The 26,539-nt window shown below is 68.7% G+C and carries 15 protein-coding genes and 6 pseudogenes; 13 read left to right on the top strand and 8 right to left on the bottom strand.

The window, feature by feature from the left end; genetic code table 11:
* Positions 1–151: 151 nt before the first annotated feature.
* Positions 152–415, bottom strand: a pseudogene (locus BG482_RS40110) (transposase); the annotation flags it as partial.
* Here BG482_RS40110 and BG482_RS00540 point away from each other — a divergent pair.
* From BG482_RS00540 to BG482_RS44705, 8 genes and pseudogenes are all read left to right on the top strand, one after another.
* Positions 381–818: pseudogene (locus BG482_RS00540) on the top strand (GlxA family transcriptional regulator); the annotation flags it as partial. The pseudogenes BG482_RS40110 and BG482_RS00540 overlap by 35 nt on opposite strands.
* A pseudogene (locus tag BG482_RS00535) lies at positions 818–1,429 on the top strand (DJ-1/PfpI family protein); the annotation flags it as partial. The pseudogenes BG482_RS00540 and BG482_RS00535, both read left to right, overlap by 1 nt.
* A 501-nt stretch (positions 1,430–1,930) precedes the next feature.
* Positions 1,931–3,031, top strand: a complete 1,101-nt coding sequence (locus BG482_RS00530; RefSeq protein ID WP_069766789.1) for a hypothetical protein — start codon at positions 1,931–1,933, stop codon at positions 3,029–3,031.
* Positions 3,032–3,190: 159 nt separating this feature from the next.
* On the top strand, positions 3,191–6,394 hold the full coding sequence (locus tag BG482_RS00525; protein ID WP_079141468.1) for a hypothetical protein: 3,204 nt from the start codon (positions 3,191–3,193) through the stop codon (positions 6,392–6,394).
* Between the two features lie 21 nt (positions 6,395–6,415).
* Positions 6,416–11,185, top strand: coding sequence for a peptidoglycan-binding protein (locus BG482_RS43650; protein ID WP_176741271.1), 4,770 nt, complete (start codon positions 6,416–6,418; stop codon positions 11,183–11,185).
* A 379-nt stretch (positions 11,186–11,564) separates the two neighbouring features.
* Positions 11,565–11,768 carry a hypothetical protein gene (locus BG482_RS44490; RefSeq protein WP_141746508.1) on the top strand — a complete coding sequence of 68 codons (204 nt, stop codon included), beginning with the start codon at positions 11,565–11,567 and terminating at the stop codon, positions 11,766–11,768.
* A 183-nt stretch (positions 11,769–11,951) separates the two neighbouring features.
* Positions 11,952–12,917, top strand: a complete 966-nt coding sequence (locus tag BG482_RS00510) for a M48 family metallopeptidase (protein ID WP_176741270.1) — start codon at positions 11,952–11,954, stop codon at positions 12,915–12,917.
* 40 nt (positions 12,918–12,957) lie between these two features.
* Positions 12,958–13,524, top strand: coding sequence for a hypothetical protein (locus tag BG482_RS44705; RefSeq protein WP_256096135.1), 567 nt, complete (start codon positions 12,958–12,960; stop codon positions 13,522–13,524).
* Between the two features lie 37 nt (positions 13,525–13,561).
* Here BG482_RS44705 and BG482_RS00505 read toward each other — a convergent pair whose 3' ends face one another.
* Entirely contained in the window at positions 13,562–14,275 is a 714-nt protein-coding gene (locus BG482_RS00505) for a hypothetical protein (protein ID WP_079141465.1), read from the bottom strand.
* A gap of 774 nt (positions 14,276–15,049) precedes the next feature.
* Complete coding sequence (locus tag BG482_RS00500) at positions 15,050–15,988, bottom strand: ADP-ribosylglycohydrolase family protein (RefSeq protein WP_069766783.1); 939 nt, start codon at positions 15,986–15,988, stop codon at positions 15,050–15,052.
* Positions 15,989–16,603: 615 nt separating this feature from the next.
* Between BG482_RS00500 and BG482_RS43645 the strand changes: the two genes are divergently transcribed.
* The 3 genes from BG482_RS43645 to BG482_RS00485 all read left to right on the top strand — a co-directional run bounded on the left by BG482_RS43645 (position 16,604) and on the right by BG482_RS00485 (position 19,775).
* On the top strand, positions 16,604–17,935 hold the full coding sequence (locus tag BG482_RS43645; RefSeq protein ID WP_069766782.1) for a hypothetical protein: 1,332 nt from the start codon (positions 16,604–16,606) through the stop codon (positions 17,933–17,935).
* A gap of 76 nt (positions 17,936–18,011) precedes the next feature.
* Positions 18,012–18,506, top strand: a complete 495-nt coding sequence (locus BG482_RS00490; protein WP_176741269.1) for a hypothetical protein — start codon at positions 18,012–18,014, stop codon at positions 18,504–18,506.
* Positions 18,507–18,998: 492 nt separating this feature from the next.
* Positions 18,999–19,775 carry a hypothetical protein gene (locus BG482_RS00485; protein ID WP_069766780.1) on the top strand — a complete coding sequence of 259 codons (777 nt, stop codon included), beginning with the start codon at positions 18,999–19,001 and terminating at the stop codon, positions 19,773–19,775.
* A 16-nt stretch (positions 19,776–19,791) separates the two neighbouring features.
* On the opposite strand, the pseudogene BG482_RS40080 reads toward BG482_RS00485, so the two are convergent.
* The 4 genes and pseudogenes from BG482_RS40080 to BG482_RS00470 all read right to left on the bottom strand — a co-directional run.
* Positions 19,792–20,053 (bottom strand): annotated as a pseudogene (locus tag BG482_RS40080) (transposase); the annotation flags it as partial.
* A gap of 61 nt (positions 20,054–20,114) precedes the next feature.
* A pseudogene (locus BG482_RS40075) lies at positions 20,115–20,426 on the bottom strand (hypothetical protein); the annotation flags it as partial.
* Between the two features lie 96 nt (positions 20,427–20,522).
* Positions 20,523–21,365 (bottom strand): hypothetical protein, encoded by an 843-nt coding sequence (locus BG482_RS00475; protein ID WP_370745728.1) that lies wholly within the window; start codon positions 21,363–21,365, stop codon positions 20,523–20,525.
* Positions 21,366–22,484: 1,119 nt separating this feature from the next.
* A pseudogene (locus BG482_RS00470) lies at positions 22,485–23,109 on the bottom strand (ISAzo13 family transposase); the annotation flags it as partial.
* Between the two features lie 214 nt (positions 23,110–23,323).
* On the opposite strand from BG482_RS00470, the gene BG482_RS00465 reads away from it, so the two are divergent.
* Positions 23,324–24,145 (top strand): alpha/beta fold hydrolase, encoded by an 822-nt coding sequence (locus tag BG482_RS00465; RefSeq protein ID WP_069766778.1) that lies wholly within the window; start codon positions 23,324–23,326, stop codon positions 24,143–24,145.
* A gap of 4 nt (positions 24,146–24,149) precedes the next feature.
* Complete coding sequence (locus BG482_RS00460) at positions 24,150–24,920, top strand: MerR family transcriptional regulator (protein ID WP_079141461.1); 771 nt, start codon at positions 24,150–24,152, stop codon at positions 24,918–24,920.
* Between the two features lie 419 nt (positions 24,921–25,339).
* On the opposite strand, the gene BG482_RS00455 is transcribed toward BG482_RS00460, so the two are convergent.
* The gene (locus BG482_RS00455) at positions 25,340–26,371 is read right to left on the bottom strand and encodes a hypothetical protein (protein WP_256096134.1); all 1,032 of its coding nucleotides are present in this window, start codon (positions 26,369–26,371) and stop codon (positions 25,340–25,342) included.
* Positions 26,372–26,539 lie beyond the last annotated feature (168 nt).

Raw genomic sequence — 26,539 nt, 5'->3', positions numbered from 1 at the left:
GCGAGTGACGCTGTCGGAAGCCCGTGGCCGAGCCTTGATATGCCTCTCGCAGACGCGGGCGCGGCCACCGTGCAGCAGTACGACGAGTTCGGTGTCGCGCTCGCCGCAACCTGGAAATCCGGTACGTCTCTACAACGCCACCATCGGTCGTTGCGACGTCCGCGAGGCAGTCCCCGCCCAGTGCGACCGTCAGGGCGACGCCCAGGGGGCCTTGCCGGGATGGTGTACGGCCCGTGGCTTGCGCGACGGAGCCAGAGCCTGGGATATGGCCTGGTCAAGGCCGGTCTTGCGGACCGTTTCGACGAGCAGGACCGACCCGGCCGGGGGAGACAGCCTGCCGGCCGTCGTCCTGGACGCGGACACGGGGTAGGACCCGATAGAACCTCGGCCGGGACGCCGCGCTGCAGGTGGCCAGAGACCTGGTCGTGTTCCTGCGCAGGCCGGGGGGCCAGGCGCAGTTCAGTACCCAGCACGCCGAACGGCAGCCGTTGCGCGAGGTCCAGCGCTGGATCGCCGAGCACCCCGATGGCGACCTCTCCGTGGACGCGCTCGCCGACCGCTGCGCGCTGTCGCCCCGTCACTTCGCCCGCGCGTTCGCCGCCGAGGTCGGGGTGACACCGGGGCGGTATGTGGACGGAGTCCGGCTGGAGACGGCCCGCCGACAGCTGGAGGACACCGATGACGCGATCGAGAAGATCGCCCGGTCCTCGGGCTACGGCACCCCGGAGTCGATGCGACCCCCCTTCGTCCGCGCCCTTGCCGTGCCGCCGACCGAATACCGGCACCGCTTCCGTACCCACCGCCCCGGAGAAAACTGATGCAGATGGCCATCCTGTTGTACGACTGCGTCACGGCACTGGACGCCGTCGGCCCCTACGAGATCCTCTCCCGCATCCCTGGCGCCGAGGTCGTTTTCACCGCGGCCCGGCCAGGCCCGATCCGCACGGACATGAACAGCCTCGCCCTGACCGCCGATGCCGCGCTCTCCGGCCTGGTCACACCCGATGTCCTCCTCGTCCCCGGCGGTCCGGGAACCGCTGACCTCCTCGCGGACGCACCCACCCTCGACTGGCTCCGCCATGTCGACGAGACCAGCAGCCGGACGACCTCGGTCTGCTCCGGCTCTCTGCTGCTGGCTGCCGCCGGCCTGCTCACCGGCCGCCGGGCCACCTCGCACTGGGTCTGTCTCGACCAGTTGTCGGCGCTCGGCGCCGTCCCCGCAACGGAACGGGTCGTCATCGACGGCAAGTACGCCACCGCCGCCGGCGTCTCGGCCGGTATCGATCTCGCCCTGAGCCTGACCGGCCACATGGCCGGCGACGAGATCGCCGAGGCCATCCAACTCGTGACCGAGTACGCCCCTCAACCCCCTTACAACACGGTCTCCACCGCCACCGCCCCACCCGCTCTCTTCGCCGCCCTGCGCGCGAGCGGCCTCGTCGTCGGCACCGTCTGGCATTGCCCGAGGTGGAGATCGCCGCTGGCTGACGAGACCCGTTTCAGAGACACAGCAGGCGGGTCGGGCCAGGCGCCAGGTGTATTGATCACGAGCGTCGTTGACACCGGCCGGGCTTGACTCCGGCCGTCGTGTCGAAGGCGAGACCGCAGCGGCCAACTATCAGAGCATCCCCTGGGAGGCGGCCGGCTGCCTCTACGTGCTCGGCGTGGCGCTGCTCGCCGCCGGCCCTACGCGGGCCCTGAGCCCCGCACTCCCGCCGCCGTCGAAACCTGTCAGCAGCTTCGGGCTCACGGCCACCGCTTGGCTGAGTCGACGCTGTCGCCGCCGCTGGAGTGGAACGCGATCGCAGCCCTCGGCGCGTGAATTCGCCTGGGCTACAGCTGGGTTGAGCTGCCTTTGCCGCCCGGCCGAGGGGCTATTACGATCGTCACGTGCACAGATAATTGAGGGGAGGGTGATGAGGAGGCATCAATGCTTTTTCCCGACCCCCTGCCAGATCTTTTGACGCCGGACCCGGGTATGAGTGCGGCGCTGACAGCAGCACAGGTTCAGACGGGCCTTACGTTTCCCGCCTTGGGTGTGCAGGTGAAATGCCCCATCTCGGTGGCGGCGGTCCGGAATCCGACCAGCACCACCCCGTCCTTCGCCTATGCCGGTTTCCGCGACGGGGAGATGCATTTCTCGGGCAGCTTGCTGAAGGTCGCGGCCATGCTCGCCGCCTTTGAGCTGCGGCAGAGCGCTTCCGATTTCGCCGTCACCGAAGGCGACTGCTCGGCGAACGTGGTGTTCAGCGACTTGAAGTCGGCCTTCAACGGACAAATCCAGGCAGCCGCCCCGCGATTCCTGAGCGAACCGGGCATCACCGAGCAGATGCGCGTGCCCAAGTACCCCAGGATCTTCGATTCCCCGCAGGGCCTCGCGAGTGGCGGATGCCTGATGTCGTTCAGCCCCGATTTTGCGGCACACGTGCGGGGCATGATCGTGCCCAGCAGCAACGACGAAGCCGCTGCCACGATCAAAGCGCTCGGGTACAGCTGGATCAATGGGCTGCTGGAAAAGGCCGGCCTCTTCGACCAGACCACGAATCGGGGCATCTGGCTGGCCGGGACGTACAAGCCCGGTCCTCCCGATCCCTTCCCTGCGGTGCGGGTGCCCTCGATGAATGACGGCGACTCAGCGCAGGCGACCACGACCATCGATATGGCGCGGTTCCTCGCACTGCTCATCGAAGGTGCAACACTGGACTCGCGCAGCGTTGACGGTATTGCCTCCGAAATGCGTGGCCTCCTGGCCGACGCCCAGTCCGTCGGTGACCGCTCTTTCATGACCACGGGAGCCCGGCCGGGCCTCAACGGCCTGGGCGCAGGTTTCACGATCACTCATTCGAAGATTGGACTGGGCCCCCTCAATGCCGGGGGAGTGGTCGCCTCCGAGGCGACCATCCTCTCCCACGACGACACCGGCCAGCAATTCCTCGTCGTTTGGCAGAACCTGCTGAACCTGAACGACCCCCACAACGCGATGTCGTTCATGGTGCGCCGGACCCTCCTCAATTTCCTTGGCATTCCTTGACCCGTAGCAGAAGCGCCGGCATCGAGAGCGGCCCGTTCCGCCCCAGTGGCGGGCATCCGTCACCGGAGTGAGCATGGAAAGAGGAGAAGGTGCCTACAGCGCACCTCGCCCCTCGTATGACCCTTCACCAGTTTCATGAGCTCGGGTGAGGCGTTCCCCATGTCCTTCCGTATCCGCCGTCCTGTTTCTCTGAGGCTCGGGGAAGAGCTGTGCAGCCATCCCGGTGACGGCCGACACGATGATCACGGCGACCGCGTCGGCGAAGGGTTCGGCGGCGGGGGATCCGGCCGCGGGCCGCACGGCCCGCCTCATGGTCCTGGTCCGCATCCAGGCCCGGGGCATTTTCCCGGACCCGACCGGCCCCCGGAGCCTGAGCCGTCGCACGAGGTGGACGGTGCGGAGGGGCCGTTCCGGGTGGTGCGGCCGGCGGACATGCTCGTCGTCGACATCGCCCTGGTCAACTTGCGTTTCGACGGCCGCCACTTGGTGCGCAAGGACCGGGCGCAGCCCGCGTTCGTCCTCGCGGGGCTGCCGCCGCAGCATGTGCTGGAAGAGGTCCCCCTGACTCTGAAGGTCACTGCTTCCGTGAAGGCAGTCACCGCCGGCTCGACCTGTCTGGCTTTCTCGGTGCCGGACAACATCGACAGCTTGGACCTGTCGCTGGACGCGCTGCTCGGCTGGGCGCGCCTGGTGCCCATGACGGTGCCCGTCATCGGCCCACAGAGCCCGGACACGCCGGGGACGACGGTCTTCCAGGGCCTTCCCCGAAGCGTCATCGAGTTCCCCACCCGGCTGTTCCTCACCTACGACGACCCAGTGGACTGGGTCGGCCGCCCCCAACCCCAACAGGTCGACGGCCGGACCGCGTTGTGGCACGCCCGGTTGCAGTTGCACGGTGAACGGGACGGCGACGTCCGGCTGCGGGCCTTCGCGACGGCCGGGGACCGGGGGGCACCGCCGGGGAACAGTCCGATCACTGCCGACAACATGGCGGACCTCGTCACCCTCAGCAGCCGGGTCGAGTTGGTCCCGCCTGGCGATGTGCCGATCGATGTACCCAGCGCGCCGTTGCACGCCGAGCAGTTCATCGTCACGCCTCAGGGTTCCTCGGTCCACCTGCACGGCCTCTGGGGGAGTCCGCCGAATACCCCCGAGGAGCGGGAACGGTACAGGAAGGTCGGACGTCACTTCCCCGATGTGGTGGCGTACGACCACATCACGGGACTGGGGCGCGACCAGTACGTCCGCGTCGTGACACACGGCAGCTTGTCGACCGGTCACGAGTCCCTCCTCGTGACGGAGACCAGGCGGTGGTTCATCGCGAGCGCGGACGACGGAATCGTCGCGTACCTGCACAAGGAGCAGTACATCGTCGTCAAGCAGCCGGAGGTCGAGTACGGAGCACATACAGGCTTCCAGCACGCAGGACGCGAAATGCCGTTCCGCACGCTGCGCATCACGGACCGGGCCACCCCACTGATCCAGACTCGGACTGACAACCCGCAGAACGTGGCTTTCTGGGTGAACCTTCAGGAAACCGGTAAGGACTTCGATTTCACCCTGATCGGCACAGACACGGAGGGGCGCAAAGTCAGCTTCACGATGCCTCTGGTGTTCGTGCCCGACGGACTGGCCGATGAACAGGAGCAGTTGGCGAGGCTCTACAACCCGGCGACGCCCACAGAAGAAATGAAGGCAATGATGGAGAAGCGCCTGAGGCGGGAGATGCATGGTCAAGTGATGGCCATGGCGGAGCCGCCCGACGGCGCTTTCGGCAGCACCAGCCATGCGGTCGGGACCCTCACCTTCGGGCTCGGCACCTTCGCGCTCGGCACCCAGGACGGCACCCCTGTGGTGGGCCAGCCCCACGTTTCCGCAGCAGCGGTACGCGTCCCCGCCGTCGAGCAGTTCACCCCGAACGCCGGTGATCTCGAGGTCCAGTTCAACGCCACCTATCTCCAGCAGACGATGCAGGGACATCCGGCGGGCGCGTATCTGGATCTGCAAACGCCGCTCAGCCTCACCTTCGGGGCCGAGCAAGCCGGTGGACTCTCCAGCCCGAATTCCGTGGTGAAGACGATCACCAGCCGGGCAGGCGTAATCCCGGAGGTCATCGCGACGGACCCCATCACCGGCGCAGTCCTCGACGCGGCGCCCATCAAAACAATCAGGGATGCCTTCGGCGGGGCCCAGCTGCTCGGTATCGACCTCAGCACATACCTGAAGGGCCTCGTCAAGGATCAACTCGGCGCACTACAGCAGCTCGACGACAACCAGATCAAGGACATTCTGGACAACCCTCAAAGGCAACTGCCCGCGCCCGTGTTGCGCATACGCGACCTGGTGGACGGACAACAGGGCAAGGAACTGCGGTATGTGTGGAAGCCGCCGCTGGAACGGCCGACGATGCCAGGCGGTGGGGTGGATCCGAGCGCCCTCCTGGACGTGTCCAAGGCCTCACTGATCCTGGACGCCCGGACCGTCCGCTCGACGGACGCCATCGAGAAGTCCACGGTGCAGGGCAGCCTGACGCACTTCGCGCTGGACTTCTTCGACATCGCCCGAGTGGATTTCGACGAGCTGAAGTTCAAGACCGGCCCGGGGCAGAAGCCCGAGGTGACGGCCTCCGGTGTGGAAGTGACGTTCAGCAGTGCGCTGGAGTTCATCAATACCCTGCGCAGCGCGCTGCCCGCCGATGTCTTCGGTCCCGGCGCGTTCCTCGACGTCCAGACCACCGGCCTTCGTGCCGGCTACAAACTCGCCCTTCCGGACATCGGCGTCGGCGTCTTCACCCTGTCGAATGTCACCCTGTCGGCCGAGCTGGTGATCCCCTTCGACGGCAAGCCGGTCGCGTTCCGTTTCTCGGTCTCCGAGCAGAAGCACCCCTTCAACGTCACGGTCTCCCTGTTCGGTGGCGGCGGCTACTTCTCCATGCTGGTGGACGCCAGCGGTGTCCAGGAGATCGAGGGATCCATCGAGTTCGGTGGCGCAGTGGCGCTGAATCTCGGCGTCGCGAGCGGCGGTGTGTCCATCATGGCGGGCATCCGCTTCCAGCTCGACAAAAAAGCGGTCTCCCTCAGCGGCTACCTGCGGTGCAACGGCTTCCTCACGGTGCTGGGCATCGTGACGGTGTCCGTCGAGTTCTATCTGGAGCTCACCTACGAGAAGAACGAAGAGACCCACCAGTCGAGGGTCCGCGGCAGGGGCACCCTCACAGTAGGCGTACGGATCGCCTTCTTCAGCAAGTCCGTCCGACTCGAATTGGAGCGGAGTTTCGCCGGCGCACCGGGCGACCCGACGTTCGCCCAATGCTTCTCGAAGGATCAGGACTGGCCGGAGTACTGCGCGGCGTACGCCGCGTGAGCGAGCCGCGTGGAGACCACCATGGACTTCGAACAGCAGATCAACTGGGCCGTTCTCCCGGCCGGACTGTCGGACGACGGCAGGCACGTCAAGGTGTCGGTTTTCATCGCCCCGCGGCTGACGGGGCCACCCCCGTCAGACGATCAGACGAAGCGCGCCACGCTGGCCTCCCACTTCCCCGATTTCGTCCACTGGCCGGACAAGATCACGCCCGCCACTTTTGACTTCGCCACCGGAGAGGGCACCTCCGAGCCCCCCACGAACGACGAAGTCTCCGAGACCTCCGACACGCCTGCCCCTGCGACGCCCTTCGTCACCGGGCTCAAGCCGCAAGCCCCGCTCCCTGATGTGAACTTGTGGAAGAGCCTCTTCAGTGTGGACACGCCGCTCGATCCCTACGTCTTCGAACGGCACACGGATCAGGCGTGCAAGACCTACTCCACTCAGCAGGTCAGCGGCTTCACCAAGGGCAAGTACGTCGAAGCGGCCATGAAGTCACCCGAGAAACCGCCCCCCACCAGGGGCCTGATGCGCCCGTCGAGCGACGGCTCGACCGGCGATCCTGCAACGGGCGACTTCCCAAGAGCCACCGGTGGCACGGGGACCGGCGACGAGCCCCCGGCGTCCCCCACAGAGGACGACATGCCGATGCCTGCGGAGCTCGCGGATCTGCACAGCTTCCATACGATCGAACTCAACAGGCCGCCCACCCTCGCCGGTGAAGAGCCGCCCCCGCCGCCGCCCCCAGAGAAGCACGATCCCGACTTCCACGAGATGCTCACCTGGCTCGGCGATCACCCCACGCTGCTGCGACGCCTCGGACTCGTTCTGGACTTCCTCCTGCCGGCCGACCTGCTCCCCGCCTCTTCAGGCGAGCGGTTCCTCAAGGTGACTCCCCACTGGACGCCGGAACTGGGCAACGGCACGAAGGGGTCGCACGACGTGTCCCCTCGCACGCGTTATGTCTTCCTCCCGGACCTCCGCGCCTTCGTCTCCCGGGCCTCGACCGTCACCAACGGCCCGCTGACGTCACCGTCCCGCGGCCTGGTGGAGCTGAAGGGAAAATTCACCGTTGAGCCGGCTGACATCGACGCCGCCGCAGGCAAGATGATCGCGCCCGCCAAGGACGCCACCGGACTCGCCCCGGTACGGACCCATGGGCTCTGCCTGGTCAGGAACGACCGGCTGGGCACCCTCAAGCAGGAATTCGCGCGGGCAGCCGAGCACGACGCGGCGTTCACCCGCGTGGTCGACCAGCAGAGAGCACAAGGTTCGACGCCCGACCCGCAGAACCCGGAAGCCGCCGCACCGCACGCCGCGGAGGATGAGGCGCCCGCCCCCGAGCTGTTCGCCCAGAACCTGATCCGTGGCCACCGGCTCGACATCTGGGACGAGACACGACGTCAGTGGTTCTCACTGCACGAGCGCGAGGTGGAGTACCGGCAGGCGCACGGCGGACCGGTCCTGCTCACGGCCTCGGACGAGGGCTTCTTCCAAGCCCACCTTGCCACACCACCCCGCGACGCCGTGAATCCCGACCAACTCTACGTACCCGAGCAACTGATCACCTGGGACGGATGGTCGCTCTCCGCGCCCCGGCCGGGCCTGGTGCTGGACACCGACGACGGTTCGGCCGACGACGGCCGGCCCCCCAACAAGCCGGTGCCGCTCAAGAACCAGGCGGAGACGAAACTGCCCCTGGAAATCACGCCCAAGGTGCGGCCCGGCAGCCTGCCCAAGCTGCGGTTCGGCCACGAGTACCGGGTACGGTTGCGCACCGTGGACCTCGCGGGAAACGGCCTGGACGTGACGCAGGCCGACGCCCTGGTCGACCTGGCGGGCGGGGACACGGATGGAGCGGCCCCCGACGGCCTGAAGGACAGGAAAGCCCTGATGCTCCCCGACGAAGCCGGGCTGCTGACCTTTCAGAGGTTCGAGTCCGTCCTGGCGCCCGCCGTGGTGCCCAGATTTCCGTTCGGGGAAGGCACATCGCCCTTCCGGATGGTCATCCGGAGCAGCCCGGGGGCCGGACCACCCCCGGCCGGAACCGGAACACACGTCACGATCCACCTGGCCAATGTCCACTTCGGTCAGACCAACGACGAGGTGCGCATCGTCCAGCAGGCTCTCCTGGACAACGGCCGCTCTCTCCCTCACGGCGCGGACGGAATCTTCGGCAACGAGACGAGCACCGCCTACGCGGAGGAGCAACGCGCCCAGGGCTTCACGGGCAGCGATGCCGACGGCATCCCCGGCTGCACATCCCTCACCGAACTCGGCCGCAACAGAGGCTTCGCCGTCGACTGCGGCACCGGTTCCGGCCCTGGAACCGGGACCGTGGCGCGTACCGGAGCCGGCCGGACGGCTGAGCAGTACGCCGCGGACTTCAACCGGTCGTCACTGGTCACCGCGGAAGGACACCTCCCGTATCGGGGCACGGACGAACGCCATGTGGTGGCACCGAAGGCGTCACTGCGGTGCATCGAGTGGCACGGCCTGCTGGACGATGCCATCGGCTCCACGGACAGCAACGTCCAGAACGCGGTGTACGACCTGGCCGTACGGGAGCGCGGCTCGCTGAGCGACACCTCCCCGTCCCAGCCGGACATCCAGGTCGAGACGATCAAGTCGCCGGCGGCGGACCCCAAGAACCCGGCGAACACCGTTCTGCACACGGGCGAGCAGGTCGAACTCCCTTATCTTCCTGACCCGTTGTCCACGGGAGCTGTGTTCCTGGACCTTCCTGGGATGCCCGCCGGGGAGCCCTTCCCGGTCCCCTGGGACGGCGAGGCCTGGCACCGGCCGCAATCCCTGAGGTTGCGGCTAACCGAAGGCACGGCGCCGCCGCGCTTCGACGAGGCGTCCCGCGTGCTGACCGTCTCCCTGCCGAAGGGCGCCGTGGCGACCGTCCGGGTGTGCTCCAGGATCGACTTCGACGAGAAAGTCATGGGCATGGCCGGGTGGTGCCGTGCGCAGCAGGAGTCGGCACCGAGGCTCGCGTCGGAGACGGAGGGGGACGCGACTGCGAGACGTGCGGCGGAGGCACGGAGAACCGACGACACGCTGGCACTGGCCGCAGCCAGCCGGCACTGGATGTTCACCCCCTGGCAGGAACTGAGCCTCGTCCACGCGGTCCAACAGCCGCTCAGATCGCCGGTGTTGACACTGACGAACCCGGAGACCCCGCGTGCACACGGGGCGACTGCCCAGCATCTCGCCGGTTCCGTCGCACTGGACGAGGACAGTACGGACCGGATCGACCTGATCGCCGAGTGGACCGAGGTGACGGACGGCGCCGGGGGCCGCGAGAGCCGTGAGATGACCGCCCCGGTCTTCGACCTGCTGACGGCGAGGGCGAGCCGGAAGGGCGTCCCGGGGACCGAACCCTACCTCCTCCAGAACGGCGTCCTGAGCTTCAGCACCCAGGCGGCCGAGGACAAGGCGAAGGCGGAGGCCGCGGCCGCGGCGGCACACCCGGGCAGCCCCCCGACCCCGGACAACCCTCAGGGCAACCGGGGCGACAAGCCATACCCGCTCCCGCCCGTCCCCGCGAAGCACGAGTTCGGCGACACCAAACATCGGACGGTGCGCTACCACCCGGTGGCCGGCAGCAAGTTCGCCGACTACTTCCCGCCACAGTTCGCCACGCCCGGCAACAACGTGCTGACCGTAGAGGGAGAGGCGCAAGAGTACTCGGTGCTGAGCAGTGAGTCCCCTATGGCTCCGCGACTGCTGTACTGCGTGCCCACGCTCACCCTGGAGCACGTCGGCGGGCCGCCCGGCCCCATCGTCCACCAGCGGCGCGGCCGCGGAATCCGGGTGTACGTGGACCGTCCCTGGTTCTCGTCCGGAGACGGCGAACTGCTCGGCGTCGTCATCGGCGAACCGCCGGGAGGCGACCCCAAGTCCGCGCGGGACTCCCTGGTCACGCTGATGGGCCGCGACCCCATCCACCGGTCCGCGCCGGTCTTCGCCCCGACCCCGGAGATTTTCACCAACGCGGTGCGACGGTCCGGCCCGCTCCTCCTCCCCACTCCGTCGGGGACCCCCCTACCGGTCACGGTCGTCGGCTTCAGCCCGCAGTTCGAAGCTGACACTCCGAAGCCCGGCGAAGAAGAGAGCGAGGACGAGAACAAGGCCGGCCGCTGGTTCTTCGACCTGGACCTGGATACCGGGGACGCATGCCTGCCCTTCGTCCGGCTCGCTCTGGTCCGCTACCAGCCGGATTCCGTCCCCGGAGCGGAGATCTCCAAGGAGGTCGTGCTCGCCGACCTGGTGCGCACCCTGCCCGACCGCGAATTGAGGGTCACGTCAGGCGATCCGCTGTCGGTCAGCGTCACCGGGCCCTCCTGGGACCCCTCCGACTCCCCGCCGCCGCGGATCACCGCCACGCTGCAGCGCCGGAACAGCCTGGTCGACGACGATGACCTCGGCTGGGTGACCCTCGAAGACACCACCGTCCAACTCACCTCCGTCGACGCGGAGTCCTCCCGAACCCCCTTCTTCACGGGCCAGCTCCCGATACCGCGCGGGCATCGCGGCCCTCTGCGCCTGGTGGTCCTCGAAACCGAGGGCATCCCTTCCGACAGCCCCACCCCACCCACGACACCCGGGCCGGTGATCTACTGCGACACGGTCACCTTCGCAGGGAGACCGGGCGGCCCGGGCGGCCCGGGCGGCGACCATGGCGGGGATGGCGACCACGACGGCCACCACCCCCATGGGCCGGGCCACCACGGTGGCGGGTTCGGCGGTGGATTCGGCGGCTTCCCTCACACTGACCCGCGCTGACATGCCACGTCCCTGTTGGCGGATCCACGCCGGGCGGCGCTGATTCTCCCGGTCGCGGCGGCCGGCTGCCTCGGCGAGTGGAGGCGCTGCTGGCGGAAGGGCATGGACCGGGCACAGTGACGACGCAGGCGAAGTCTGCGTTCTACCGGGATCATCGGATCGTTGGTTGATGTGTGTCGTCGACTGACGCCCAGTGGGCACGTATCGAGCCGCTGCTGCCGGACCGGACGTCGAAGCGGTGAGGGCGGCGGCGTGATCACCGCCAGGTGATCGACGCCATCGCGTTCAAGTGCCGCACCGGGACGCCGTGGACGGACCTGCCCTTTTCCCGCGCCCGAGGTGCATCGTCTTCCGCCCAACGCGGGCGCGCTTTCTCCCAGTGGATACGGGACTCCTCCGCACGGCGGACCCGCTCCTGCTCTTCCACCACGAACCGACGGCGCTCGGCCTCGACCGGCGCCCGCACGGTGCCCTGGGCGCCGGCCACAACCTGTGCCTCGCCGGATGCTGGCCCGGCCGCGCCCCCAGACCGGCCGCCGCGGGTGTCGACAGCCCCTACCGGCGGGGCACGTCGAACGGGTGACGGGCTCGGCGGCCCGCAGTCACAGCTTGGGGGTGACGTCGAGCCACGTACGAAGCCGTGAAGGGTGAGGGGGGCGGTGGCCAGCTTCCTGCCCGGCGATACAATCCGCGCGGCGTCGGGCCCATGGGGCCGGCGGGTTCGGGGAACTGCCGCGGGGGGACTGTGTTGAGATTCCGGTTGCGCGTGCTACGCGCGTTCGTGTTGCTGGCCGGGTTCTTCTTGATGGGCTTCGTGTTGCTGGCGGCCATGGGGGCGCTGGACTGGCTGATAGTGACCCGGGTGTTCGTCGATCGGGCGGCGTGGGCTGAGGGGGCGCTCCTGACCGTCACCGTGGTGTTGGCCCTGGCGATCCTGCAGGGCATGCTCGCCTTCCTGAAGGCGGGGCGTCTTCAGCCGGAGCGGCACGCGCTCGCGGTGGACCCCGACGAACAGCCCGAGTTGTGGGGACTGGTTCGGGCCGCCGCCGAGGCGACCAGGGAACGGCCACCGGACGAGCTGTACCTCGAGGCGCGGGTGAACGCCGCCGTGGCCGAACAGAGCCGCCTGCTGGGCCTGTTGCCCGGTCGCCGCCGCATGTACATCGGTCTGCCGTTGCTCGTGGGTACGACGGTCCCCCAGTTGCGCTCTGTGATCGCCCACGAGTTCGGGCACTATGCCCACCTCGACACCCGGCTCGGCGGCGTGGTCATGCGAGGTCGGGCGGCCGTGCTGCACACGGTGGACGTGTTCGGGCGGAATGACATCTGGTTCCACCGGGCCGTGGGCATGCTGTATGTCAACTACGCGCTCCTGTTCCTGCGCACCTCGCAGGCCGTGGGACGTGAGCAGGAACTCGCCGCCGACCGGACAGCCGTCCGGCACGCGGGGCGGGACGCCACCGCAGCCGCATTGCGCGCCCTCCCGGTGCTCGACGCGGCCCACGAGCACTACCTGACGGCCTACGTCGGCATGGGCGAATGGTGCCCTGCCGCAGCAGGGAGAGGTGTACGGCGGGTTCCGCCGAATGATCGACGCCCGATCATCCGAGAGCATCGCCGAACTGTCGACCGGACGACGCCCGCCGCGCCCGCACGCGTACGACTCCCACCCTCCGATCACCGAACGTGTCGCACTGATCGAGGCGTGGGCCGAGGACGGCCGGGCCGGTGAGCTGGACGACAAGCGGTCCTCGCTCACCCTGCTGCGCAACGTGGAGGAGACGTTCACGGCGCTGGAGGCGTGCACGCTGGCCGCTGAAACGGCTGGGCTACACCGCTTGGGCTGGGACGACCTCGTCATGGCCCGCGCTGTCGTCGATGCGGAGGGGTGGGCCCGGCCGTTGCAGGTCGCCGTGGCCAGGGCGCTACGCTCGACGGCCGGCGCCCACGACGACGCACCGGCCGGGCCCGTCGAGGATGATGCGCTGCCCGGGCTGGAGGCCGTACTGGACGCCTTCGACCGCGGCCTGCTGTGGACGGAGATCGCCGACCGCATGCCCAAGCACCACCAGGCGGCACGCCTGACCGGGGCGTCCGCCCGCAACTTCATGCGGCCTCGGGTCTTCGACGGCCTCGCGGGTCTGGTCCACCTGCGTCTCGTCGAGGCCGGGCGAGCCACCCCCGACATGGGCTGGTCGGGCCGGCCCGGGCTCGCTCTGCCCGAGGAGTGGGAGCAGGGCATGGACGACGCCCTCGACGCGGCCGTCGCCGACACCCCGGACTCGGCACTGCTGCGTTCCCTCCTGGCCGGCATCGGCTCGGGCGGCCAGGGGCCGTGAGCGCGGCCGCCCCGGTGACCTCCCGACGGCCGAACTCCTAGTCCAACCGCGCGGCGACCGTTCCGCGCCCGCGGCGTCGTCGGCGTCCTCGGTTGCGGCGACGGGTCGTGCGCAGCCGTCCTGAACGCAGCCGGGCCGCGGCCTCCGGGGCCTTCTCGGACAGTTCCACGAGAGCCGGATGCAGGGCGGGCGGGGCGTAGGGTTCAGCGGCCGCGACGCGGTGGCCGCCTACGCCGTGCGTGCCTCCGTAGCGCGCCAGGAAGCCGAACTGGGCCAGCGAGGCGAGGCCGGTGACCGCAGTCGCGGCCCACTGCGCGGGCCCCTGGGGCAGACGGTCGAACAGCGCCGCGCCCACGAAGGCGAGCTCCCCGGTAAGAAGCAGCCCCCCGGCGGCCGCCAGACAACCGCCGGCGGTGTGCGCCCGTCGGGCGCGCGACGCGCCGTGGAACTTGGCGTGGGCGGCGCGAAAGACGGGGTCGCGGGAGGCGATGATGCCCAGCGTCGTGGCGGCGGAACGCCGGCGCAGCGCAGCGAGCAGGGCGTCCGGTAGCGGGTGCCTGGCGGTACGCGCCACGTCCGCGCCGGTCCCGGTCAGTGCCAGATTGCCGCGATGGTTGATGGTGACCAGGCCGTCCAGCAGGAGCCGGGCGGCGGCCGCCTGGATGTCGTCCTCGGTCAAGCAGCGACCGGCGGCCGCGCGGTAGGGGTCGACGAGTGCGGAACGGAGCCGCGCGCGCAGACGGTCGCGCACGACGGGCACCCCGTACAGCAGGACGGTGACACCGACGACGGCACAGGCGAGCGCGACGGGATCCCCACGCCGAGCCTAGGCCGGCTCCGCCCCGCGAGGACAGCCGAACTCCCAAAGCAAGCCCGTCTGGAGGCAGATGAATACTCGGCTCCGACGCCCCATCTCAGCTCGCTCGGCTGGGCTGCTCCTGCTCCGCGACGAAGTTGGTGAGCGTCTGCGTGGCGGTGGTGCTCATGACCCGAACGTGTGGAGCAGCCTGCTCGCCAGGCCGGCGCGGTCTCAAGATTGAAGCGATGGTAGGCGATCCAGGCGTCACGACCTGCGTGGTAGTCGTCCCATTCGGCGTCGGTGGCCAGCTCGCGATCGCCGCCGGGCCACGCGTACTCCCAGGACCATTCACCGTCGGCACTGAGGGAGCACAGTTCGTCGCGGAAAACCCCGTAGCGTCCGAACCCGCGGTACTCGACGGTCATGGTGAAGGCGTGGCGGTCGGACACGTCCTCAGGAAGCAAGTTCACGGAGAACATGTCGGTCGGACAACAGGCCCGTGCTCCCTCGGGCCCATGGAAGCTGCCTGTTGAGCAGGGGGTGTGAGTATGGACGCTGCTCCTTCGGTGCGATGGAGCGGAGACCCATCGGCTCGTGAGGCGTGGGCGGGTCACCGCGCGGCGGCCGCCGCCGCGCCGTGGCAGGCGTTGCTGGAGTCGCTCGAAAGCCAGCCGGCCCTCTTCCCACACCACCAGTTTCCCGTTTATGTGGGCTACCGCGTCTGTCTCATTGCAGCCCTTCTGTGAGGTGGTGTGCAAGGTGGAGGAGATCTGCGACGTGCAGCACTCGTCCGTCGAAGCCGGGGAGGGGGACATGGAGTGGCTGGGTCCAGTGGGTTGGGATTGCGTCCAGCCCGTAGTACGCCCCCGCGAGGCCTCCGGTCACTGCGGCGACGGTGTCCGTGTCACCACCGAGGTCGATCGCCGCGCGTAGCGCGTCTTCGAAGCTGGTGGTGGTGCGCAGGGCCCAGACGGCGGAGCCCAGGCAGGGCCAGACGGCACCGTTGAACTCGGTCGCCTGATCGGGGTGCCAGTCGGGCGCGAGGACGGTGGCGTAGCGGCCTCGGTGGTCGGGGTGGACAAGGGCCAGGATGTCCGGGAGCGCGGTGAGGGGGTCGGTGTCCTCGAACGTGACGCGGATGAGTTCGTGGAAGATCGCGGTGCCTTCCCATGCCGCGCGGTCCCCGTGGGTGAGGGCAGCGATACGGCGGGCCGCGTCCATGGTGGCTTCTTGGCCGGCGGCCGCGAAGTGGACTGCGGAGGTCGACGCCCGCATCAAGGAGCCGTTTCCCGCCGCTCGTTGGTTGACCTGGAAGTGGATCGCGGCGGCGAGGTCCCAGGGCATGCCGTTGGTCAGGACGTCTTCGGTCTGCAAGCCGATGTCCTTCGGCTCTGATGCCGCCCACCGCTGGAAGCGGGCGAAAATATCCGGCAGGTCCAGTCCGCCCCGCTCCAGCAGCGATTCCGCGACCAAGACGGCCATCTGCGTGTCGTCAGTGGCGTCGCCGGGGTCCCAGCCGCCGCCTCCGCGCATCTCGCCACCGGCACCAGGCGCGGGAAACCGTGCAGAGAATGCGCCCTGGGGACCGAACTCGAAGGGGCCGCCCAAGGCGTCACCCACGGCTGAGCCGACGACCGCGCCGGCGGCCCGCTGAATCCGCTTCATTCGCGCAGGTTATCGGTGCCTCGCCAACGGCCGCGCGGCCCTATTTCCTTGGGCAGCGCTACACCCAACAACGTGACAGCGACCCGGGAAGGTCACCCTCGCACAGGCACGACAGGCGATCGTCTCCGACTGGACCACCGCACTGATTGCGCTCGGCCTCAGCTGCCCCTGCCCCGGGACCGCTCGGCTCCCCGTGCGTGGGCCGCGGAACGGCGGTTTGGTACCGGGCAGCGTCCGAGATCACTTCTTGCCGGCCTTTTTCGCCGAACGCGCCGCGTCTGCGAGCTGATCCCGCAGAGTCGCGGACCCATGACCCGAACGCCCATGGCCGCGAGTCAATCGAGGGCGAGAAGCGGCCCACGGCCACCTCCAAGAACGCACCCGCCTGGAACGTGACGTCGCCGCGGCGAAGACCGGGTGGAACAAGAAGGACACCCCGCAGCTACCGACCTTTCACTCGGCGGTGCTCGCCCGTTTCCTCGGTCTGTACGCGGAGCAGGTGATGACGCCGCGCGGTAGCACCGCGACGACCGGCTTGGAGCAGCCGCCCCGCAAAACCCTCGGATGGAAGACACCCGCCGAAGCTCTCAACGAGCACCTACTATCTCTCCAGGTATGTCGGTGTGCTCGTCTCCGAAGGCGACGCGCAGCCGGTCGAAGGGCACGGGGCCGACCCGCGACAGCAGCTCCCGGTACGGCCAGTCCACCTCGCCGGCCGCCGTCGGCGCCCGGGACGTCTCCAACGCGCTCGGCATGGCGATGAGCACCGCCCGAGGGCACCTCAACGGCGCAGCGAAGGACGGCCGGATCGTCCGCCTCGCCCCCGGCCTGTTCTGCGGCCCGTCCACCCTGCCCGAGGGCAACGAGGTGACGGCCGCGATGTCCGGGAACGTCGACCTGCCGGTGCACGACGACGCCGAGGCGAAGTGGGACGGCAGCAAGGCCAGCAGCCGGGTCCTGGAGTGGGCCACCGGCGACAACGGCGACGTGGACCCGGACAAGCTCGGCAGCGCGTTCCTGTGGCGCGACCCCGACGCCGACCCGGCGACGACCGGCGCGTACATGCTGGGCTTCTGCGACGTCTTCGACGGCGACGACGGGCCGCGCCTGGAGATCGTCGCCGGGCTCGATGACGGCACATTCGCCCGGGTCGGCGCGATGACGATGAACGTGGGTCATCACCGGGACGGTGCCGAGTGCGAGACGGCTGCCTGCCAGTTCGACGACAGCAGGACCGTCGGGGCGATCGTCACGGTCGGCCTCAACGAGCGGGGGCTGTGGTTCAGCGGGGCGTCAGCTCCATGGCTCAGCGATTGGGACCGGGCGGTGTTCGCGGCGTGCCAGCCGTCCTACCATCTGAAGGAGGCCCGTGATGGGTCGTGGCAGCTGCGGGCCGTCCTGACCGTGCCCGTGCCGGGCCACTCGACTCCGCTGCTGGCCGCGCTGCACGCGGTCGCCGAGCGGTCGAACCTGGCGCTCGCCGCCTCGGCCGCGGGCTTCCTCCCCGTCATGGACGATCCGTCCCGACACGATCTGGACGCCCGTCCGGATGCCATCCGGACGGCATCCGCGAGCTCGATGGACACCACCGCTGACCTGCCCGGACAGCGTCCGGACGCCACGTCCGGACGTCGCGATGCGCCTGCAAGGGAGGGGCCAAGGCACACGCTCAGAGAGCCTCTACCAGGACGTTCTTACCAGGGACCCGACTACCCAGTAGCCGCCCACAGGGCCGACGCGGCGGCCAGGGAAGGCGCCCGAAAAACACCCGCCCGAAGAGCGGTCCTCCCCGCTCATTCAGTGTCCTGCGGATGCTCCTCACTTCACCTCCACCCGCACCTTCCACGGCGTGACGCGCGACGCCGTGCGCGCACGCGTCAGCCACGACGGGAGGCACAGCAGCAACATCAAGAACCGCGTCGGGAATGCTCACGTCTCCGTTGGTGAATGTCATGTCCCAGCAGCCGATGGGGGCTCAGCGACCATGTGGAAACGTGCTTTTCAGGAACTGGGTGAGGCGCCGGTGACGACGAGCGGTGGGCTTCGACCGGGCAAGTCGATGATGTGGACGTTCAGTTCGTTCTTCCAGCTGGAGGGCGAACCCGTCGGAGCGTTCGCGGCGCAGGACGGCCCTGGTCGTCAGCATGTGCTGGGCAGCACGGACCGAGTCGGCGACGACCCGCGTCTGCTCGTCGACTTCAATGAGGGGCAGCCCTTGCTGTCGGCACATGGACAGCCGGTGGGAGAGCGTCATGGGAACACCGTGCTGCTGTGGGAACTGGAGTACCGCATCCGCCGTGCTCGATTCCGCAGAAAGCTGCACTTCTCCGTAACATCCGCAGAACGGACCATCCTTGATGTCAGGGAGACGTCCCGGCCCGACCGCACTGTCCACACATACGTCACCCGCAGCGATCCCGCGCTCGACCCGGTTGCCGTGCTCGGCCTCATCCTGCTGGAGGCACGGCCCGACAAGATGTCGGTCCTCAACGAGCTGCTCGAGAGGCGACCGACGTAACGGCTTGTGCGGAGTCGTCCTCCAGACCGGGGAAACCGGTGCGAGCCCGCGCGGCCCAGGGTGGCGGGTCGTCGCGCAGCGCAGCCTCGACACGATGGAACTGCGCCCTCCTTGGGAGTCGCACCGCAAGTCCGACCACTTTCTGGCTTTCACCGCGCTGGCAGCTGCCCTCATCTGTTACCGCAGACTCCCCAAATGAAATGGCCTGTTAACCGTTACAACACCCGACGCCGTCCCTCCCGCCTCGGACAACGCAGCCCAATCACTTACGAGACAGCGTCCGAAACAACATCAACTACGCTGACACCAGCCGCATAACCCGTGTCCAGGATTCGGAGTCAAGGCCCGTGGGTCTCTACCCCACACCCCAGCCCTTCGGCCTGCCGTTGTCGGATGGTGCCGGAACCGGAAGACGTAAGGAGGCCGAGTGTGCGTTGGGGACCTGGCAGGAAGGCAGGCCGTCGCCGGGACGGGGATGGACCGCATGAGGATGTGTTCTCTTCGCAAGCTGTCTCACATTCGTGGGATGTCCGGGATGAGCGCTGGCGCGAGTGGCTGCGGCGTTCGCGGGTCGGGGTCGACCTGGTCGCGTGGTGGGATGGCGGCGACATACGCAGTCGTATCGGCGACATGCCGTACCGGGAGGGCCTTGTCGACCTGCTATCCCGGGCCTCGCCGCGGGACTGCGCCGCGATGGGCCTGGGCTGCAGTAGCCGTGTCGACCGGTCGTGCCGGGAGCCGGAGACCTGCGGCCAGGATCCCATCGGTCTCTCCGCCGCCAGTGCCGCTCCGTATCGTGTGGGTCCGGTGCCAGGTGCCTGCAGTTCCTTCGTGGACTGCTGGAGCGATTTGGAACTGCATGTGGAATTCTCCGCCGACGACCGCCACCGGGCCGTGCACATGAGCGACCGGAACCGCTCGAGCGAGGTCGGCGTGTGGGTGGACGGCGCTCGGCTGATGGTGGACGCCTGGCTGGATCAGTCCGGCTACTGGGTGGGCGATCGGTTTTACGTGCTGCAGGCAGCGGGCCCGGAAGACCATCCCGATCAGCAGATCGCCCTCGGCCTGCTCGGCTACAGGATTCTCTCGCTCGTGATCCACGACGCCTGGCGGAGGACGACACACGTATTGGTCCCGGATGCCTCGGAGACATGGACCAATCCGTTCGTGCGGCTGGAGAGCGATCAGTTGCATCTGTACGCGGACGAATCCGCGGTCACCGGTGACCGGCCCGACCGATCGGTGCCTGCCGAATCGCCACTGCCTTGACCCGTCCCGGCCGACAAAGCCTCGGACTGGCCGCCCAGCCGCGATACAGGCGATATCCACCTCGGCGGAACGCCGTGACGCCCGACGGGCCGAAACCTGGCGGAAGCTGGTTCCACGTGCATCCTGACGTGGCGACGAACACGATGGCCGAAAGGACCTCCCGCACCGTGGCGTCTGCGACGGCCACCCTGCGGTCGCACCGGAGCCGGCGGCACCACCCGCTCAAACAGCGCCCACAATCCGTCCGGCACCATCCGCTCGACCAACTCGCTCGACACGCCAACAGCATGCCGCAAGATCACACCAAACGAAATGAGCTGTAAGGCCCCTTCGGCTGGTCACAAGAGAGGCCGGGAGTTCGGATCGGACGATCCCGGGAGCGGCGGGTGCGCCCTTGGAGGGGTTCTTCACCTCGTCGGTGAACCTGTTCGCCAGGTCGTTGCGCGCGTTGTACAGACCGAGCGCGATCACCATCAACAGCAGGGCGCCGATCCCCGCCTTCAGTGAGAACTTCTGGATCATGGTGACGACGACCAGGCAGATCAGGCCGGCCTGCAGGCCTTTCGTCGCCCACTCCTTGAACATGGTGATCCAGCTGTTGCCGAGGTCGTCCAGCTGACCGGCGAGCGTCAGGCTGTGCATGGTGTTCATCGCCCGCCCCCGTCCTTGGCTGTGCCGGACTGCAGCGCGGTGACCTCCCACCGGCCCGAGCGGGCCTTGAGCGTGAGCTCGTACGCCAGCGGCCACCTACCGGCCCGGTCCCGGGCTTCCACCGAGGCGAGGACCCGCACCCTCGTGCCGTCCGCCGGCACCTGCTCGGCGGCCGCGGCCTCCTCCGCGGCCGCCACCTCCTGGAGGGTGAGCGCCGTGTACGGGGCGGGGGAGACGGCGGTGAGTTGCACGCCCGGCGCGAGGTAGCAGCTCACCTCCCCGGCCCCCCGTCAGGTAGGCGCCGAGGAACTGTCCGACGGCGGACGACAGATCCCCCTCCGGGACACTCACGCCGTACGACGACTTCGGCTTGTCGGCCCGGGCCGGGCCGGCCACCACGCCGGGCGCACCGGTCACCGTGAACGAGGAGCCCGCGTGGTCGGCGGCCACCGGCACGGCGTAGTACCGCACCGAGCCGCCTCCGTACTGCGCAGCCACCGTCACCGACCACGCACCGCCCGCCCGCTGCGCACTGTGCACCGCCGTCACGGACTGAGGCGCCGATTGCGCATCGGCGGCCGGGGCGGGCAGCTCGACGTCCGGCGCCATCGAGTGCGCAAGCCGCGCCTGCGCACTCGTCTCGTCGTTCGCGTCGCTGCGCAGCCACGCGCCGATGAACACGTGCGCATAGCCGCTCGGGTCGGTGGCGGATGTCGCGGTGCGCACGGCGGTGGTGGGCTTGGCCGCGGGGGCTGCCGCGACCGTGGTCGAGGTGGAAGCAACGGCGACGGCGAGGGCGAGGGCGAGGGGGCCGGCCGCGATGACGGTCCAGAGCGCCACGCGTGGAAGGCGTACGCGGCGGCGCATCGCCTCCAGCCGGGCGCCGGCCGCCATCGCAGCAGCGGCCTCGCTCGGTGCGGCCTGCTTGCCAGGGGACATGGTCAAACTCCCAGGTCAGGACGTGTAGTTGCTGACCTCGAGAAAACCCGTCGCCCCCGCCCCGACCACCGACCATGAACCACCGACCATGGTCACGATGGCGACACGAAGTCCGACCACGGGTCAGCCGCGAGCCGGCGGCAGGCCACCGCGTCCGGCGTGCGTTGCCCGGACTGGCGACCGCCGTGCGGTCACGCGCCGCCCGGACATCAGGCCCGGATACCAATGCGCAGACGGAAGCCGGCCCGGCCGCGACAGACGCTGCGCAGTACGTGAGACGGACCTGCGCAAGAAGAGATCAGAAAGCTCGGGCGGACTGCGCAGCCTCCCCGGGCACCACTCGACTGCGCCAGATCCCCGGGCCGGTTGCGCAGCCCGATTGCGCAACGCCCTTCCGGGGCTGCGCAGTCGGCTGCGCAAGCACTGAGCGCCGGGCTGAAGGCGGGCGTGGTCGGTGCGACCATGAGAGCCGACCACGGCTGCTAGAGGGCTGCGTTGCCGGATCGTGGCCGGTGGTCGGGGCTCGTGGCGGGCGGCTTGGTCGGGGTCGGCGGGTGGGCTGGCGCCATGGAACACACGCTCGCCTGCACGCCCAGGACTACCGGCCGCCCCGTCTCGGCGGGCTCGGTGTGCCGCCGTGGCCGCTGCGCTCGGCAGGCGTCGGGGGCAGGGCGGTGAGCCGCTTCGGGGCGGGGATCCGCCGGGGTGTCATGGCGGTCGATCAGTTCACTCAGATCGCCAACGCGCTGTTTCGTGACTGCGGGCTGTCGTTCAAGGCGAAGGGCATCTTCGGGTACGTCTCGACGCACAGGAACGGCTGGCAGGTGACGGTCACCGACCTCGTCCGCCTGGGCCCGGACGGACGCGAGCGGTACGCACCGGCCTGCGGGAGCTCGAGGCACACGGCTGGCGGCGGCTCGGGTTCGGGGGCGGGGACGCGGGGGCAGATGGCGCACGCAGTTCATCGTTTTTTTGTGTTCGTCCGGGCCCGGCATGGTCGGGAGGTCGAGGAGATGACGGGGCGGCCAGTGGTGGGGCCGGTTGATGAGTTCAACCGGCCGCGGTCTGGTGCAGGGGGGGGGAGCGGGTTTTGCCCTCGGTGCGGGAGACTGAGGTTTTGTTCACGGCGACGTCGTAGACGCCGTAGGGCACCACCCTGCCCGGCTCGCGGTCGGGGAAGTCGTGGGTGTCGATTCGCACTGGTTCGCCTCTCGGCTCCCATTCACGGCCGTTGTTCTTGAACGGGCCGACCAGTTCCTTCTTTTTCGTGTCCACACTGATCACCGGAGCCCCGCAGTCCTGGTGGTCGCGGACCTGCTCGTTGAGGTAATGGAACTGTGCGTCCCGGTCGGGGTGCTGCTTGCCTTCCAGCCTCTTGGCGTTGCTCTGCAGGCTGAAGCCCTCCTCGCGCAGGAGGTCGCCCACCGTGTCCGCGCAGATCCTGTGGCCCTGCCGGGTCAGCCGCTCGGCGAGCTTGCGGGTGGATTTGGTGGTCCAGCACAGCGGAGAAATGGGATCTCCGCGGACGTCGGGTTCGACGAGCGCGAGGAGTGCCTCCCGAACGGCTGGGTTCCGGTCGACGACGCGTTTGCGGCCGGCGCCGGGCCGACGGATGCGTCCCAACGGGGGCTTCTCCGGAGCCTAGTTCCCGCACTCCGACAGACACAGTGGCCTCACGGACACCGGCGGCACGGGCGACTGCTCTGATCCCGCCGTGGCCGAGGGATCGGGCCTCCGCTCCTATCAGCAGACGACGCTGCCGCTCGTCGAGGTTGGCGTCTGAGCCGGGGCGATGTTGATTGTCACGGTGCCTGCTGACCTGCGGCGCGGCATGTGGCACGGCAAGGGATAGTTGCGAACAGCAAGCGACTGGTCGGGCACAGATAACCGGCTCGGATGGCGAACCGCGGGATTCTCGGGGTTGACCTTGACCTAAGGTCAGGCCTCACGCTAAACGCATGACGAACGCGAACCCGAACTCGACCTCGACCGGCATGGTGGCGGTGGAGGACACGGCACTTGCCGTCACTGATACTCGTGGGCCCGGTCAGCCTGTGGTCTACCTCAACGGCTCCTACGCCACCCAGAAGAACTGGCAGCGCGTCACCGCAGAACTCGGTAACGAGTACCGGCACATCACCTACGACGAGCGTGCCCGCGGCCGGTCGAAACAGTCGGCGGACTACTCGTTCGAGGCCTGCATCCGAGACATCGACGCCGTCCTGGAGGCGACCGGTGCGGAGCGGCCACTGCTAGTGGGCTGGTCCTACGGGGCGGCACTGGCGTTGCACTGGGCTACCCGGAACCCCGAACGCGTCGCCGGTGTGGTCATGGTTGACGGCGGCTACCCGTGGGACTACCTCGCGACCGTCGAGGGCGGCCGAGAGGCCGACCGGGAGGACATCCGGAAGATGTTCCGGCGCTTCGGTTGGATTATGCCGCTGGTCCGGCCGCTGGGTATGGCCGCTCGGATGAGCGCCGATCAGCACGCCGAGGTCAACATTGAGCTGAACGAGATCGTTGCTGCAAGCGATCCGGTCTTCGAACTCGTGACCTTCCCGATGCGGTTCCTCGTGGCCTCTGGTGCCAGCCTCGGCGGGACCGCGGAAGGGCTGACGGCGATGCGTGCCATGCTGGACCCGGTGCTCGCCCGGAATCCCAACGTGAAGGTGAGCGCGACGGTCGGAAGCAAGCACACAACTATCGTGCGCAAGGACTTTCGTGCCATCGCCGCGACCGTTCGAGAAGTTGCCGACGTGGTGCATGGTGGGGTCAGCTGACGCCATGACAGACGGAGTCACCATCAGCCAAGCCGCGGCCTTCGCCAGCGTTACAGTGAAGACCATCCGGCACTACCACCAGAACGGCCTGATCGACGAGCCCCGCCGCGACAGCTCCGGCTACCGACGTTACGGAACGGCCGAACTGCTCCGGTTGGTTCAAGTTCGGACACTGGCCGGCGCAGGCGTACCGCTGGCCGAGATCGGGACCATACTCGATGCCGATCCCGACCAGTTCGCCGCCGCACTCCTCGATGTCGAAGAGAGCCTCACCAGCCGGATCGACGAGCTGATCGCGCGGCGCGAGACGTTGCGCCAACTCACCCACGGCGACCGGGTCCTACTGCCCGACCGTGCTCTCGCGCTACTGGACCGGATGCCCGGGCTCGGGTTCACCGCGGACGACGTGACAACGGCACAACAGGGCCTGATCCTGGTCAGAACCCTGATACCGGAGGGCTTCGACGACTACCTCTCCCAGATCGAGCACGGCCTCGACGATTCCCGGCACGTCGCTATGATCAAACTCACGTGGAGTGCCGGCAACTGGGACCCCGACGACCCCCGGATCGAGGAACTCGCTGAGGAAGTGGCCGCCCACTTCCTCGCCGACCTCTCACTGCTGCCCACGCTGACCGGCCTGGAGAACCGCGACGACGGCAAGTCCCGATACGAACTGCTCACCCACCACGCAGAAGACGAGCGGCCTGGCTGGACCCGACTGACCGCCCTGATCGAGGAGAAGATGCGCTCGGCCAGCATCGACAGTCCATGACAGACTCAACGCCGCCTGGCTTCCCGGCCTGATCCTGCGTGGGCTGGAATTGAGCACGAGCTCGCGCGATAGACCCGTCCGACGCCTGACCGGCGGCACCGTGGCCCCAAACGCCCGGCCACGACACAAGCAGTTCGAGCGGGCCAAGGAGGTGCGCGCCGAGCATGGCGGGGGCGCGTTCGCCAATGCCCGGAACGCTGCCCGTTGGCACCATCCGCGCGAAGAACAGGGCCTATGCCATGGAGATGACGTTCTTCGCCTTGGCTTTGTCCCTGAGAATGGGTTCTGGTCCAACTTCTGTGGCGTGCCTACTCCCTGTGACCGTGGGCCTTGCTGGTAGGTCCCGCGAGATGTGACCGAGCACCGTACCTGGCCCCGGTGGACAACTTCGATGCATAAACGGGGCCGAGGCCGGGCGCTCAAGGCGAGGAGGCCCAGGGGTCGTCCGACGGTTCGGGCTCTTGGGGGTGGAGCATGCAGCGAATACAGCGCCGGAGTCCCGGTTCACCGGATCCGGCGGCGGCGTTCATCCACGGCAGGGCGTCCATGGCATGCGCGCGTTCGTCTGTGGCGAACTTGTTGATGGTCTGGTGGAGGTCCTCGGGGGCGGGTTCGTCCGTGAGGCAGAGCCAGCCGATCCCCGCAGCTAGGCGGACTTCGGGGGCCTCTGTCCAGTCTTGCCACCGCTCACGGAGCCACCAGACGGTCGGCGGATGTGCGTGGGCCCGGGTGGTCTCCGCGGCGGCGAGGAGCAGGGCGGCACGGACTATGCCGTCATGTTCCGTGGCGAACCTGGTGGCGAGGGCGGTTCGGACCGTGTGGTCGGAGTCGGCGGCGGTGGCCAGAGCGTAGGCGGCGTCGATGCGGATGGTGGGCTCGGAATCGTTGAGAAGGGGCAGGAGCAGGGGCGCTTCGGCGGTGATCGCGGCGCGGGCGGCGGCCACCGACCAGCCTGCCGGGTAGCCGGTCACCTCGACGCCGTAATCGTCGTAGTCGTCGGGGGCCTGACGCAGAGGATCGGTGCGATGGAGTAGGAGTTCATCGCGGGAGGCGACGCCGAAGTGCTGGGCGCGGGCCGGGCTGGAGAGTACGCCGAGGGCGGCGGCACGGTGTGGGTGGTGGGCATCGGTGGCGATGGGGATCAGGAACGGTACGGTGAGGGCGACGGCGGCCCGACTGTCGTTGGCACACAGGCCCCCCAACACGTCCGTCGCGTGGCTTGCCGGGTCCTCGCCCGTGTGCAGCAGATGTACGGCCTTCCGGGCATCGTTCCCGTGAGGGAAGTTCCCCCACGGAACGGCATCGAGAAGCAACCCGCTGTGGGCCCCGGACTGGATGCCGGCCACCACCGCCCGCACATCGAACCCGCCTCCCACGAACGAGGCCAGATCCACTCCGTCCACCAGCGCCCGGCACATCTCGAACGCCGGATCGGTCCGCCAATCCCTCACACCACACCCCCGCCATCGAATCCCCAGAGATTCGATCATGCCCGCCCGCCCGCCCGTCCGTCCCCGCCGGTCGGCTGCCGGACATCCAGGGGCACATCCCGACACACCACGAAGCGCCGAGAACCCGGAAGGCACCCTTCTCAGGGCGAAATGCGGTCGGGCCAATCG

Source organism: Streptomyces sp. LUP30, from assembly GCF_001746365.1.
Lineage (GTDB): Bacteria > Actinomycetota > Actinomycetes > Streptomycetales > Streptomycetaceae > Streptomyces.
Note: the sequence above shows the minus strand (reverse complement) of the source record. Positions and strands in the feature narration are given on the sequence as shown.

Excerpts from the sequence above, each read along its gene's own strand:
- BG482_RS00475 (WP_370745728.1), bottom strand. The coding sequence starts at position 21,365 with ATGTCCCCTGGCAAGCAGGCCGCACCGAGCGAGGCCGCTGCTGCGATG.
- BG482_RS00530 (WP_069766789.1), top strand. The coding sequence starts at position 1,931 with ATGCTTTTTCCCGACCCCCTGCCAGATCTTTTGACGCCGGACCCGGGT.
- BG482_RS43645 (WP_069766782.1), top strand. The coding sequence starts at position 16,604 with ATGTCGGTGTGCTCGTCTCCGAAGGCGACGCGCAGCCGGTCGAAGGGC.
- BG482_RS00525 (WP_079141468.1), top strand. The coding sequence starts at position 3,191 with ATGTCCTTCCGTATCCGCCGTCCTGTTTCTCTGAGGCTCGGGGAAGAG.
- BG482_RS00500 (WP_069766783.1), bottom strand. The coding sequence starts at position 15,988 with ATGAAGCGGATTCAGCGGGCCGCCGGCGCGGTCGTCGGCTCAGCCGTG.
- BG482_RS43650 (WP_176741271.1), top strand. The coding sequence starts at position 6,416 with ATGGACTTCGAACAGCAGATCAACTGGGCCGTTCTCCCGGCCGGACTG.
- BG482_RS00460 (WP_079141461.1), top strand. The coding sequence starts at position 24,150 with ATGACAGACGGAGTCACCATCAGCCAAGCCGCGGCCTTCGCCAGCGTT.
- BG482_RS00465 (WP_069766778.1), top strand. The coding sequence starts at position 23,324 with ATGACGAACGCGAACCCGAACTCGACCTCGACCGGCATGGTGGCGGTG.